This window comes from Streptomyces sp. NPDC052496 (assembly GCF_040679095.1).
Classification (GTDB): domain Bacteria; phylum Actinomycetota; class Actinomycetes; order Streptomycetales; family Streptomycetaceae; genus Streptomyces.
In genome coordinates this window covers 90,684-104,582 of the sequence record NZ_JBFAUH010000010.1, presented here as the reverse complement: position 1 = coordinate 104,582, position 13,899 = coordinate 90,684, and the positions used below count along the sequence as shown (strand labels likewise).

Here is a 13,899-nt window from a genome sequence, read left to right as displayed (position 1 = left end):
GGTGGATGTCCCGCCCATACTATTGCCGAGCGGCGGCGGAACGTCCAGCCCGGTACCCGCCCCCGCGTGGCACCGGCGTACGCGGGCGGCCGGCGGGGCGGCACCGGCACGGTCGGCACGGTACCGGCCCGTCGCTACGGTGCGGGACCGTCGACACGGCATTGGCTCGTCGGCACGTACCGGCCCGTCGCTACAGCACCGCCCCGACGGAACGGTGCCGTAGCGGCGTGACGGGTCAGTCGGCCAGGGCGGCCCGCACCTCCTCGGTGAGCAGGTCCACGTAGTCACCGGTCCAGCCCTCGATCGTGGCGTGTTCCCACAGGTCGGTGGAGTACTCGACGTACCCGGTCAGCGTGTCGCCCGCCGGGACCAGCCCGAAATTGAAGTCCGTACGGGAGGCCGGGACGGCCAGGTCCTCGACCGCGACGGCCACGCCGGGCAGCTCGATGTCCGTCCGCAGCGAGTTCTGGTACTGGAACCCGAACGGCACGTGGTCCGGCACCTCGACCCCCATCTCCGTACGCAGCGGCTCGACGAGCCTGCGCAGCGGCATGATGTGGTCGATGCCCTCGGTCGAGGTGTGCGCGACCTGGCGGACCAGGCTGGTGAAGCTCCCGGCCTCGTCGAGCCGGATGCGCAGCGGGAGCCCCACGGCCGTGCAGGCCACCAGGGACTCGAAGGCGCGGCGCTCACGGTTGGCGTAGGAGACGTTGACGACGACTTCGGACCGCCCGGACAGTTTGCCGACGAGCCGGCCCAGTGCGGCGACGGTGACCGCGTACGGCGTCGTGCCGCACTTCCTGGCCAGCCGTTCGACGTCGGCGCGTACGTCGGCGTCCACGGAAAAGAGCGCGACGCGGCCCTGTCCGCTCAGGGTTTCCGGGCGCGGCCGGTCCAGGGGCAGCGCGTGCTGGAAGGGCGCCCCTTCGAGCTCCCTGGCCCAGTACTTCAGGATGCGCTGGTCGGTACCGGCCGTGGCGGTCTCCTGCTGCCAGCGCGCGTACTCGGTCGGCTGCGGCACCGTCCTGCCCAGGGTGTGGGGCTTTCCGGTCACCGCGGCGCTGTAGAGGGCGGCGAAGTCGCTCAGCAGGACGCTGACGGCCCAGCCGTCGCAGGTGGAGTGGTGCAGCAGGAGGAACAGCACCCAGGCCGACGGGCCGGTGCGCACGAGGCGGAACCTGGGGGCCACGCCTTCGGTGAGGTCGAACCGGGTGGCGGCCACCTGGGCGCTGATCCGCTCGATCTCGTCGCTGTCCGTGTCGCTGTTCGTGTCGCTGTACGCATCGCCGTTCGCGTCCCCGCCCGCGTCGCCATTCGCCTTCCTGGTGGTGTTTTCGCGGGTGGAAAGGTCTTCCTCCTGGAGGTCGACCGGTCGTGGCCGGAGGATCTCCTGCCACCACTGCTCGCCCTCTTCGACGAACCGGGTGCGCAGCGACTCGTGGCGGGCGGTGAGCTGCGTCAGCGCGGTACGCAGAGCCGGGAGGTCCAGGTCGCCGGTGAAGGTGATGCGCAGGGCGACGTTGTAGACCTGCGGCAGGGTGTGGCGGTGGTGCCCGTTGATGAAAGCCCGCTGCTGGTACGTGGCCGGGGCGCGGTCGACCACGTCGGCGGCCCCGTCGCCGTCGCCGTCGCCGGCCAGGTATGCCGCCATGGCCCGTACCGTCGGCTCCTGGTAGAAGCGCGCCATCGGGTACTCCTGGCCGAACACTTCCCGGGCGCGGTTGACCAGCCGGATCGCGGCGATCGAATGACCGCCGAGGTCGAAGAAGGAGGTGTCGGGGCCGATGGTGTCCGCCGTGAGGTCGAAGGTGTCGGCCCAGAGCTCCCGGAGGCGGTGTTCGAGCCGGTCCCGGAGGCCGGGGGTGGCGTCGGGCCCGTCGGCCGGGGCTGCGGGTGTCACCTGCCGTGTTGCCGTGTCGGGCTGGCCCGAAACGGGCGCGGCGGGCGCGGCCGTGACGATTTCCGGGTCCGGGAGCGCGGCACGGTCCAGCTTCCCGTGGCCCGCGAGCGGCAGTGCGGTGAGGACGGACCAGGAGCGCGGTACGAGGTACTCCGGCAGCCGGGACGCGAGGTCGCGGGCCAGCCGGTCGGCGTACGTGCGGCGACCGGCCGCGGTGTCGGTGTGCTCCGCCTCCTGGTCCGCCGGTACCACGTAGGCGGCCAGGTAGGCCTCGCCCCGCTTGTCGCGGCGGGCCACCACGGCGGCCTCGCGCACGGCGTCCAGGCCGTTGAGCGCGCGGGCCGTCTCCTCCGGCTCGACGCGGTATCCGCGTACCTTCACCTGGTCGTCGACGCGCCCGCGGAACTCCAGCGCCCCGTCCTCGGTCCACCGCACCAGGTCACCGGTGCGGTAGAAGACGGAGGTGGACGTGTCGGGCAGCGCCGGCACACCGGCATCCGCCCCGGCCCCGGCACCGGCACCGGCACCGGCACCGAGCGGATCCGGTCCGAACCGTTCGTCCGCCGACGACGCCGACGACGACGACGGCGTGCCCAAGTAGCCCCGGGCCACGCCCGGCCCGCCGACGTACAGCTCCCCCACCACGCCGAGCGCTACCGGCGCACCGGACGTGTCGAGGACCCGCACGCTGACGTTGTCGACGGGACGGCCGATCGGGATCGGCCGTGAGCCGGTGGCCTCGGGCGTGTTCGGGCCGACGGTCTCGGTGGTGCACAGCACGGTCGTCTCGGTCGGCCCGTACACGTTGACCGTCTCGTACGACACGTCCGGATGCGGCCGGGTACGCAGCACGTCACCCCCCAGCAGCAGGTGGCGCAGCGGCGGTTGCTCGGAGGGCGGCAGGGTGAGCAGTGCCTCGCCCAGGGCGGTGGGCAGGATCGAGAAGGTCACGTGCTGCTGCGCGTACCAGCGGGCCAGCGCCGAGGTGTCCGCTCGGACCGTGTCGTCGGCGATGACGACGGACGCTCCCACGGTCAGGGCGGGCCAGATCTCCAGGACCGATGCGTCGAAGCTCTGGCTGCACACCAGCGCGCTGCGGTCGGCCGAGGTGAACGCGAAGCGCTTGTGGTGCCACTGGCAGAGGTCGACGACCGCGCGGTGGGGCACCGCGACGCCCTTGGGCGTGCCGGTGCTGCCGGAGGTGTAGATGACGTAGCACAGGGATTCGGGCCCGGCGGCGCCCGACGACGCCTTCCTCTGTGTACGGCTGGTGGTGCGGTTCGCACCGGCGGAGACGTTGATGACGCTCAGGCCGTCGGGCAGGTCGAGCGCATCGGCCTGGGAACCGGTGCTCAGCAGGAGGCGGGCGCCGCACTCCGCGATCACCGTGGCGGCGCGGGCCCGGCCCAGCGACGGGCCCAGGGGGACGTACGCCCGGCCGGACTTGAGCACGGCGAGCATCGCGACGATGAGGTCGGCGGAGCGGGGCAGCCACAGGGCCACCACGTCGTCCGGGCTGTCCGCGGTCGAGGGCCCCGTGGCCCCGGTCCCAGTCCTCGTCCCGGACCGCTCGCGGATGACGGCGGCCAGCTGTTCGGCCCGGGTGTCCAGCTCGCGGTAGCTGAGGCGGTCGTCGCCGTGGTGGACGGCGGTCCGGTACGGGGCGATCGCGGCGCGCCGGGCGACGAGTTCGTGGACGGTGGCCCGCGTCACCGGACGGACCGGGCCCTGCTGCCACGCGGCGGGCACCGGCTCAGCGGCCGGCTCCACCGGTGCGACGGCGGCCATGCCGGGCTGCCGTACCGCGGCCGCTGTACGCCGTGCCGCGGCCGCCGTCCGCTCCGGCGCGGGCGACGCGGCGAGGTCCGCTTCCGCCGGCTGCGCCTGCGGGGTGCCGAGGCGGGACAGCGGCGTCCCCGGCTCCTCTACGGCCGCTTCGAGCAGGTCGCGGAAGGTACGGAAGAAGCCGTCCACGGTGTCCGCGTCGAACAGGTCGGTGTTGTACTCCAGGTGGCAGCGGATGCCTTCGGGCTGGTCGGTGAAGTACACGGCGAGGTCCGTGAGGGCCTTGTCGGGGCCCGCGTCGAGCACGGTGGCCCGGACGCCGGGCAGGTCGAAGCGGAACGGGTCGCTGCTCTCGAACTCCGCCAGCACCTGGAACACCGGCGTGCGGTCGGTGCTACGCGCCGGCGCCAGCTCCCGCACCACCGCTTCGAAGGGCACGTTCGCATGGTCGTACGCGTCCAGGGCGACGCCTCGAACCCGGTCGAGCAACGTGGTGAACTCCGGGTCGCCGGACAGGTCGAAGCGGAGCGCGAGGGTGTTGACGAAGAAGCCGAGCAGGTCCTCGGTGCCCTGGGGGCGGTCCGACATCGGGGTGCCGACGACGAGGTCTCGCTGCCCCGTGACGCGGTGGAGCATCGCGGTGAAGCCGGCGAGCAGCGTCATGAAGAGGGTGCCGCGCCGCTGCCGGCTCAGCTCCCGCAGCCGTGCGGACAGCTCGGGGCCGAGCCGGTGGAAGACGGCCCGTCCGTTGGAGGTCATGGCCGCGGGCCGGGGGCGGTCGCAGGGCAGCTCCAGCACCGGGAGTTCGCCGCCGAGCGTGCCGAGCCAGTACGTCAGGTCCGCGGCGCTCGCCGGAGCGTCCAGCGTACGGAGCTGGGTGCGGGCGTGATCGGCGTACGTGCCGGTCAGCGTGGGCAGCCCGGGGTCGGAGCCGTCGTGGGCCGCCCGGTAGAGAGCGGACAGGTCGCGGGCCAGTACGGTGGCGGAGGCGGCGTCCACGACGATGTGGTGCAGGGAGAAGACCAGGACGTGCCGCTCCTCCCCCAGCTCTACCAGCCGGGTGACGAACAGCGGACCGTTGACGAGATCGAAGCGCCGCGCGCTCTCCTCCGCCAGGACGGCGCGGATCGCGGCGTCCTCGCCGGCCGCGCCCGCGTCCGTACGGACGAGCACCTCGAAGTCCGGTTCGGACGGCGGCCGGACGAGCTGGCAGGGCTCGTCGTCGATCTCGCGGAAGACGGTCCGCAGCCCCTCGTGCCGCGCCACCAGCTCACGCAGCGCCGTGCGCAGCGCGGGGACGTCGAGCGGGCCGTCGAGGCGGATGGCCTTGGTCTCGTTGTAGGCGGTACGGCCCGGCAGCATCCGTTCGAGGAACCAGATGCGCTGCTGGCCCGGCGACAGCGGGGCGACGCTCTCGTGCTCGGGCTCGGGCGCGCAATCGCGTACGGGCTCCCGGCTCTCCAGGGACGGGGATGGGGACGGGGACGGGGACGGGGACGCGCCCGTACCCGAACCCGGCGCATGGTAACGGCGGCGCAGCGCGTCGATGTGGGTGAGGCCGGTGCGCAGCGCCTCCGGTTCGACGCCGAAGTCGACGAGCGAGACGATCTCGTCGGCGCCCGCCGCGCGCACCGCGTCCACCACGGGGGCGACGGTGTCGGGCGTGCCGATGAGCGCCCGCTGGTCGCAGTACCGGTCGTAGGCGCGGCGGAAGAGCACGTCGAGGTCGTCCTCGCTGAGCGCGGACAGGTCGACGTTGTGGCCGAGGCTGTTGGCGACGTTGCCGAACAGGGAGAGCGAGGCGCGCATGTAGCGCGCCAGGGGCTCGTACGCCTCGGTGCGCGCCGTGCGGTGGTCGGCCGCGAGGTAGGTGTGCAGCAGGACGGCCACCCGCCCGGCGTCCGGGTCGAGGCCGTGCTCGGCGCGGGTGCGGCGGTACAGCGCGACGTTCTCGGCGAGCTGCTCGACGCTCTGGGTCATCAGGTTGGTGACCACGCCGACGTCGTTGCGGGCGGCGGCCGCGTACGAGGCGGGGTTGCCGACCACCGCCGTGTACATGGGCGGCACTTCCTGGACGGGGCGCGGGAACAGGCGTACCTCGGTCTCGCCGTCACCGCCGGTGCGCCGTACGGCCTCGCCGCGCCAGAGCCGGCGGACCTGCTCCACCTGCTCGTACATCATCTCCTTGTGGCGGCCGAAGCGCTCGGGGAAGAAGATGAAGTCGTTGGCGTGCCAGCCGCCGGCGCAGCCGATGCCGACCCGGCCGCCGGAGAGGTTGTCGGCCATCGACCACTCCTCCGCGACCCGCACCGGGTCGTGCAGGGGCAGGACGACGGAGCCCGCGTTGAGGCGGACGTGCCGGGTCTCGCGGGCGAGGGCGGCGGCGAGTACGACGGGGTTGGGGAAGAGGCCGCCGAAGGAGTGGAAGTGCCGTTCCGGCATCCAGAGGGCGTGGAATCCGTGCTGGTCGGCGAAGCGCGCGGTCTCCAGGATGTGGTCGTACCTGCCCTGCGCGACGGCCGGGGCAGCGCCGTCGGCCGTGTCCTGGGGGTAGTCACCGAAGAAGTAGATGCTGAAGTCGGGGGCGCGGCGCGCGGCCACGGCGGTGGCCGATGGCGCCGTGCGGGGCTCGGCGACGGGCTTCGGCGTGCTGGTCGCGGGCGCCGGTGCGGCGCTCGGCGCGGCAGCCGGGACCGCCGTCGGCCGCGGCTTCGGTCCGCCTCCGCCGGGGAAGAAGCCCGCCGCGCGCAGCTCCCGCATGGAGCCGCGGACCGCGTCGGCGATGAACTCGATGTCCCCGTCCGAGTGGGCGGTCGACAGGAAGAAGTTGCGCCATTCCCAGACGTGCACCCCGCGCAGCATGAGGTGGTGGTACAGCAGCTCCATGTCCGCGCGGTGCTCGAAGCGGAACTGGGAGCCGAAGTGGCTCACCCGCAGCGGGAAGTCCTCGTCTTCGAGGAAACGGTTCAGCGAGTCCACCAGTTCGCCGGTGCGGGCGTTCAGCCGCTCCTGGAGCCGCGGACTGTGCTCCTTGAGGTGGGTCAGCACCGCGCGTGCCGCGACCATCGAGACCGGGTGCTGGATGTACGTCCCGCCGAAGAAGGTGGTGTCGGCGGGCGGGTAACTGGCATCCCCGTACTGCCAGAAGCCACCGTCCACCCCGTCCATGATGTCCGTGCGGCCCGCGATGGCGCCGATCGGGAACCCGCCGCCGAGCAGTTTGCCGTACGTCGCGAGGTCGGGGGTGACGCCGTACAGCTCCTGGGCGCCGCGCGGCGCCGGGCGGAAGCCCGTCAGCATCTCGTCGAACATCAGCACGATGCCGTGGCGCCGGGTCAGCTCGCGCAGCCGCCGTACGAACTCGACGGGCCGCAGCGACGGGTGGCGGCTCTGTACGGGCTCGATGATGACCGCGGCGATGTCGTCCGCGTGCGCGGCGATGGCCTCCAGGCTCGCGTCGCTGCCGTAGTCCAGGACCAGCAGGTCGGCGACGCTGGCGGCCGGGATGCCGGTGGAGACGGGGACGGTGACCCGGTCGGCGCCGGTGCCGGTGGAGCGGCCCAGGACGTTGTCGGCGTGGCCGTGGTAGGCGCCGTGGAAGGTGACGATACGGCGGCGGCCGGTGGCGGCGCGGGCGAGCCGGATCGCGGCGGAGTTCGCCTCCGTACCGGAGTTGGCGAACGCCACGCGTTCCATGCCGGTCAGTTCCGCCAGCAGTTCGGCGGCCTCGCCGGTCTCGACGTTGCGCGGGCCGAGCTGGATGCCCCGGGAGAGGTGCTCGCGGACGGCCTCGCTCACGAAGTCCGGTTCGTGGCCGAAGAGGAGGACGCCGAAGCCCATGGTGATGTCGACATAGCGATTGCCGTCGACGTCCTCCAGCCAGGAACCGCGCGCCCGGCGTCCGGCGATCGGGTACAGCATCTCCTTGGTCTTGCTGCGGAACCCGACGACGGCCCGGCTGTCGGCCAGCACCCGGCGGTACCGCTGGGCGATCTCCTTGGACGTGGCCGTCCTGGCCGTGTACCGGCGTACCAGGTCGTCGAGGTGCGCCTGCTGGGACGCGGAGGCGGAGCCGCCGACCATGCCGGAGGCGCGGGAGACGGTCACCCGGGGGCCGTGCACGCGCTGCCGACGGTCGGCGGACGGGTCCGGACCGTTCGCGGCGGGTGCCTGCCGCCCGTCGGACGGCCCCTGACCGGCCTCCGCCTCCCCCTCCACCGGCCGCTCCGCGCCCCCAGCCGCGGCCTCACTCTTCGCCGCGCCCCCGCCCGCAGCCTCGATCCGCTCCGCGATCCGCCGCGAGAGGTCGGCCATGGCGGCCAGGTCCTGGTCCACCGCAGCGGCGGCGGCCCTCAGCCCGAGCCCGGTCATTTCCCGCCCGCCTTCCCGTTGGCCACCACGTCGCCGCCGGTCAGTGCGCTCGTCGCCTGCGCGGTCAGCAGCTGGGAGAGCTGGTGGATCTGGGACATCATCTGGAGCTGGATCTGCGTCAGCTGGTTCACCTGGCGGACGAGGTCGGTCAGTTCCGCGCGCGTCACGGGCTGCGACGCGCCGGCCGGCTCGCCGGACACGGGCTCGGACGCACGGACGGGCTCCGGCGTGCGGCTGGACTCCACCGCGCGAAGGGACACAGGCGCGCGAGGGGGCTCAGTACGGTCGGGCTCCGGCGCACGCACGGGCGCAGGCTCACGCACGGGCTCCGGCGCACACGCGGGCTCGCCGCCACCGGGCGCGACACCCTTCCCCTTCCCGGCACCGCCCACGGCACCACCGACAGCACCGCCCCCGGGCCTGTCGGCCCCATCCCCCATCCGCCCCACGATCAGCTCCGCCAGCTGCCCCGGAGTGCTCGCCTCCTCGAACAGTTCCCGCATCGCCACCTTGACCTGGTGGTCCTGCTCCAGCTCGCGCAGCACGCTGATCATCTGCAGCGAGTCCGCACCGAGGTCGAAGAAGGATGTGCCGCCGGTGATCGCGTCCGCGTCGTGCCCGAGGTGCTTGGCGACCAACTCGATGACGTGCCCGAGCACCCTCGCGAACACTGCCTCGTCCTGTGCCACGTCTTCCTCTTCTCTCGCTGGTTCTGTCGCTGGTTCGCCGGCCCGGACGGCCCGGACGGCGGTCGGTTCCGGCCCCGTCCAGAAGCTCTGGTGCTGGAAGCGGTAGCCGGGCAGCCAGATCCTGCGGCCTCCGCTGCCGGCGGTCAGCGCCGGCCAGTCGAGGTCGGCCCCTGCGCAGTGGAGCTGGGCCACCGCGCCCCAGAAGGCGGCGGGTCCGGTGCCGCGGCGCAGCGTCGGCAGCGCCCGTACGCCGGGGAGGGCGGCGCGGGCGAGCCCGCTGAGCGTGGTGTGCGGACCGATCTCGACCAGCGCGGCGGGGTCGGTGCCGCCGAGCGTGGGGAGGACGGCGTCGTAGCGGACCGGCTCGCGGGTCTGCCGTACGAAGTAATCGGCGTCCGGCACCCAGCCCGGCTCGTACCGGCGTCCGTCGAGGCAGCTGACGAAGCGTGTCGTGACCGGCCGGAAGGTGACGCCGTCGAGCAGTTCGCGGAACTTGTCCAGGACCGGGTCCATCAGCGCGGTGTGGAAGGCGCGCGTCACCGGCAGCCGTTCCGCGGTGGTGCCGCGTTCCGCCGACAGGGTCAGCAGCCGGTCCACGGCTGTGACGGGCCCGGCGAGCACGTGCCGGTGTGCTCCGTTGACGACGGCGAGTTCGAGACCGGAGATCTCGGCGGTCAGGTTCTGGACAGTGTCCGGGTCGGCCAGGACGGCGGCCATGGCGCCAGGCGGGCAGTGGTCCTGCATCAGGCGGCCGCGCTCCGCGGTGATGCGCAGGCCGTCCTCGGCCGACAGGGCGCCCGCCGCGCACAGGGCGGCGTACTCGCCGACGCTGTGCCCGGCGACGGTGTCCGGTACGAGGCCGGCGTGGTGCCACAGCCCGGCGAGGGCGTATTGCAGCGCGAAGAGGGCCGGCTGGGCGATCCGGGTGTCCTCCGTGCGGGCACGGTCCGCGTCCGGGTCGAGCAGTACGTCGAGCAGGGAGCTGCCGTACAGCTCCTGGTGGTGGCGTTCGCAGGTGTGGAGCAGGTCGCGTACGACGGCGAAGCGTTCGTACAAGGGGCGCGCCATGCCGGGGTACGCGCTGCCCTGCCCGGTGAACTGGAAGGCGATGCCCGGGCGTCCGTCGCGGGGCGCCTCGCCGGTCGTCACGGCGGCGGCAGCGGCGGGGCCGCCGGTGCCGGCGAGCCAGCCGTCCAGGGCCGCGGCGAGGTCCGCCGGGTTCGTGCCGCGGGCCGCCAGGCGGTACGGGTGGTGGCCGCGGCCCGCCGCGGTGGTGACCAGGTCGGCGAGGTCCGTCTCCGGGTGCCGGGTCAGGTGGTCGCGTACGGCGTGGGCGTTGGCCGTCAGGGCGGCTGCGGACCGGCCAGAGAGGACCAGTACGTCCGGTGGGGGCACGGTGGCGGTGCGGGGCGGGGGCTCGGGTGCCTGCTCCACGATGATGTGGACGTTGGTGCCGCCGACGCCCAGTGACGAGACGCCCGCGCGGCGCGGCGTGTCCCCCTGGGGCCACGGGCGGGCGGTCCCGGGGATGTAGAAGGGGCTGCGGTCGAGGTCGAGGGCGGGGTTGGGCTCACGGAAGTTGGCCATCGGCGGGATGACGCCGTGCTTCAGGACGAGCAGCGCCTTGATGAAACTGGCCAGTCCCGAGGCCACGTCCAGGTGGCCGATGTTGGCCTTGGTCGAGCCGAGCGCGCAGTAACCGGTCCGGTCGGTGTCGGCGCGGTACGCGGACACGGCGCCGTCGAACTCGATCGGATCGCCTTTCAGCGTGCCCGTGCCGTGAGTCTCCAGGTAGCCCACGGTGTCCGCGCTGATGCCCGCGTGGTCCAGCGCGCGGCGGATGGCGCCGCGCTGGCCGGCCGCGCTGGGCGCGGTGTACGCCTGCTTGTCCGCGCCGTCGTTGTTGACGCCCCAGCCGCGGATGACGCCGTGGACGGTGTCGCCGTCGGCGAGCGCCCGGTCCAGGCGTTTGAGGACGACGGCGGCGACGCCGGTGCCGCCCACCGTGCCGTCCGCCCCGGCGTCGAAGGCGCGCAGGTGGCCGGTCTTGGAGAGGATGGAGCCCTTGACGTACTGGTAGCCCAGTACCTGCGGTACGTGTACGGCCGTGGCGCCGGCCAGCGCGATGTCGCTGTCACCGGCCAGCACCGACTGCGCGGCGAGCTGGAGGGCGACCAGGGAGCTGGAGCAGCCGGTCTGGACGCTGAGGGCCGGGCCGGTCAGGTTCAGGCGGAAGGCCGCCCGGGTGGCGGTGAAGTCGGTGTAGTTGCCGACCATGACCTGCATCCTGGAGAGCCAGTCGTCGCCGACGGGGCCCTTCAGGACGTTGTTCAGGAGGTAGTTCTCCATGGTGTAGAGGTGGTAGCCGGTGCTGGCGAAGACACCGGTGCGCTGTCCGTCGCGTTCGCGGGGGTGTCCGGCGTCCTCCAGGGCCTGGTAGGCGCATTCCAGGAACATCCGGTGCTGCGGGTCGGTGAGCTTCGCCTCGCGGACGCTCATGCCGAAGAAGGCGGCGTCGAACCCGTCGATGTCGTCCAGGATGCCGCTGGCGCCGACGAAGTCGTCCGCCCGGTACTTCTCGGCGGGGACGCCGGCCGCGGCCAGTTCCTCCTCGGTGAAGCGCCGTACGCAGTCCCGGCCGTCCCTGATGACCTGCCAGAACTCCTCGGGGGTGGCCGCTCCGGGGAAGCGGAAGGCCGTGCCGATGACCGCGACGCGCGAGTCGGCCGGTGGGTTCATGAGGTGCCGCCCTCCGCGGCGGAGACCTCCCGGCCGGGCGCCGGGCCGCCGCTCTCCCGGGCCGGTGGTTCGTGCGGGAACAGGGAGCGTCCCCTGGACAGCACGACGAGCAGGGCGACGCACAGGACGATGGCCAGGCCCTGGAACGCGCCGACCACCTGGAGGGGCGAGTAGCTCTCCAGCAGCGCGGCGCTGACGATCATGCCGAGGCCGAAGCCGCTGTTCTCGGCCGAGGCGGAGAGGCCGAAGAGGCGTCCGCGCTGGTGGTCGGGGGCGGCCTGGAGGCGGGAGACGTACGCGATCTCGGTGAACCCGTCGGCCATGCCGGCGACGAGCGCGGCGACGGCGGCGGGGACGGCCGGCAGGCCGCTGAAGACCACGATGAACGCCGCCGACATCACGCAGGAGCCGACCGCGAAGGCGCGCTCCCCCGGTGACCACCCGGTCTTGCGGGTACGGCGGGAGCACACCTGCTGCGCCACGATGTTGCCGATCGCCCAGGTCGCCCAGAACTGGCTGACGAAGGTGGCCGGGTGGGACGGGTCCAGGGCGCTGGAGTAGATGGGCAGGGCGACGTTGTGCGACGAGGAGCCGAGGCCGTCGGCGGCGCGCACCGCGACCATGACGGCCAGCAGTGGTGCCGCCTTCAGGAGCGCGAACGAGGCCCAGCGGCCGGTGCCGGCCGCCGCGTCCGCCGCGGTGCCGTCGGCCGGGCCCGCACCGGCGTCGGCCCGGGTACGGATGGGCAGCAGGAAGAGGACCGTCGCGGAGACCGCGAAGGTGGCGGCGTCCAGGGCGAAGGCGGTGGTGTAACCGAACTCCGCGACGACCACACCCGCCGAGGCGAAGCCCGCGATCATGGCGAGGGAACGGCCGGTGACCAGCAGTCCGTTGGCCCGCGTCCGCAGGTCGGCGCCGACGATCTCCGGGACGCTGCTGCGCAGCGCCACCTGGGAGAGCGTCGAGCAGGCACCGGTACCCACGGCGAGCGCGAAGAGCAGGGCGACGCGGGCGCCGTCCGGCGCGAGGAGGAGCACCACCAGGGCGGCCGCCTGGGTCAGGTCCGCGCACACCATCAGGCGCTTGCGGTCGTACCGCGAGACCAGCCGGCCGCTGACGAAGCCGGACAGTACGCTGGTGATCAGGCGTACGGCCATGAACAGGCCCGCGGTCAGTGCGCTGCCCGTCACCTGGTAGACGAAGACGTTCAGCGCCACCATGTTCAGGTAACTGCCGTACGCGGAGACGGCGTTGCCGACGACGAGCAGCCGGAAGTGCCCCACCCTCGTGATCCCCCTCAGTACCCCGTGCCGGCGTGACCCACCGCGTGGACGGCGGCGGCCCACTTACCGTCACCCGGTTCGCGGGGCGCCTGGAGACGCCACATCCGGTGACTTGACCTCCGCTTTGCCACGCGTGTAGAGGCAGCACGGCAACGGCCGCGGCCTTCTTGCGTTTTGCCGTGTCCGTGGTTAGATCAAGCCGCATGTCACAGGGGATGTGCTGCCCCTGCGGCACCGCCGGCAGTTCTGCTCCGTACCCGCGGGAGGGCGCACCATGTCCGGTCCCGTACGGGCCGTCCTTTCGGCGCCGAGCCGATGAGCCCGCGAGCGCCGCACAGCGCGGCGGCCGTACCACGGCCTCGCCCCGCTCCGTCCGCGCCGTCGGACCGACCGTCCTGACGCCGCGGGCCGCCGGACCTCCCCCACTCCTCCGTCACCCCCTTGGAGAAGAGATGTCGGACCCCAGTGCGTCCACCCTGTCGCCGATGCTGTCCCCGCGGGAGCGGGAGGTACTGTCGCACATCGCCGACGGTCTGACGTACGACCAGACGGCCAGGCGACTGGGCATCAGCGTCCATACGGTCAGTACCTACCTGCGCCGTATACGGGCCAAGCACCCGGCTCCGACGCTCGCCCATCTCGTACGGCTCCAGCTGGCGCAGAACAGCGGCTGACGGGCCCGCGGCCCGGGGCGCGCCCGGGGCGGCGCGCCCATGTTGGCCGGTTTCCGCCCGGCCTGTGGCCGATATCCGGACAACATCACGGGACCGTGCCCCCGGTCTCAAGGTCCACCGGCTCGCGAGCCGACCCGCGAGCCGGTGTGCGAGCCGGTGTGCGAACGATTGACGCCACCGGGTTTCGTGGGTCGGCGGTGGGTACCCGCTGCCGGACGTCGTACCCGAGGGAGGGGCGTCCGTTGGCGATACGTGGCTCAGCGCCGGTGTCCGGACTCCGGCCGGGCGTCCCCCGAAGGGACCAGGCCCGGACGTGGCGCCCCGGTGGCGCGCGGATCCCGTGGTGAACTGCGGGCACGGGCGCCGGCGGCACGGGACACGCGCCCGGCCCGTCCGGCGGCGCGTCAGAGGGGTGGCCGCGCTCCGTGTGAGTCAGCGTCCACCGGCCGGTTCGACGG

Annotated in this window: 4 protein-coding genes; 1 reads left to right on the top strand and 3 read right to left on the bottom strand. The window is 73.2% G+C overall.

All coding sequences use genetic code 11. The annotated features are described in order from the left end of the window. Window positions 1–235: 235 nt before the first annotated feature. From AB0L45_RS15770 to AB0L45_RS15760, 3 genes are read right to left on the bottom strand one after another with little or no spacing between them, the layout of a single operon-like run. Window positions 236–8,056, bottom strand: a complete 7,821-nt coding sequence (locus tag AB0L45_RS15770; RefSeq protein WP_365840066.1) for a MupA/Atu3671 family FMN-dependent luciferase-like monooxygenase — start codon at window positions 8,054–8,056, stop codon at window positions 236–238. Then, window positions 8,053–11,484, bottom strand: coding sequence for a beta-ketoacyl synthase N-terminal-like domain-containing protein (locus AB0L45_RS15765; protein WP_365840064.1), 3,432 nt, complete (start codon window positions 11,482–11,484; stop codon window positions 8,053–8,055). The genes AB0L45_RS15770 and AB0L45_RS15765 overlap by 4 nt, the downstream gene beginning before the upstream one ends. Next, complete coding sequence (locus AB0L45_RS15760) at window positions 11,481–12,767, bottom strand: MFS transporter (protein ID WP_365840062.1); 1,287 nt, start codon at window positions 12,765–12,767, stop codon at window positions 11,481–11,483. Before AB0L45_RS15760 ends, AB0L45_RS15765 begins: the two co-directional genes overlap by 4 nt. A 452-nt stretch (window positions 12,768–13,219) precedes the next feature. Between AB0L45_RS15760 and AB0L45_RS15755 the strand changes: the two genes are divergently transcribed. After that, complete coding sequence (locus AB0L45_RS15755) at window positions 13,220–13,441, top strand: helix-turn-helix transcriptional regulator (RefSeq protein WP_365840060.1); 222 nt, start codon at window positions 13,220–13,222, stop codon at window positions 13,439–13,441. Window positions 13,442–13,899 lie beyond the last annotated feature (458 nt).

Bases quoted from the DNA above. Each gene is read 5' to 3' on its own strand.
- AB0L45_RS15755 (WP_365840060.1), top strand. From the start codon at position 13,220: ATGTCGGACCCCAGTGCGTCCACCCTGTCGCCGATGCTGTCCCCGCGG.
- AB0L45_RS15770 (WP_365840066.1), bottom strand. From the start codon at position 8,056: ATGACCGGGCTCGGGCTGAGGGCCGCCGCCGCTGCGGTGGACCAGGAC.
- AB0L45_RS15765 (WP_365840064.1), bottom strand. From the start codon at position 11,484: ATGAACCCACCGGCCGACTCGCGCGTCGCGGTCATCGGCACGGCCTTC.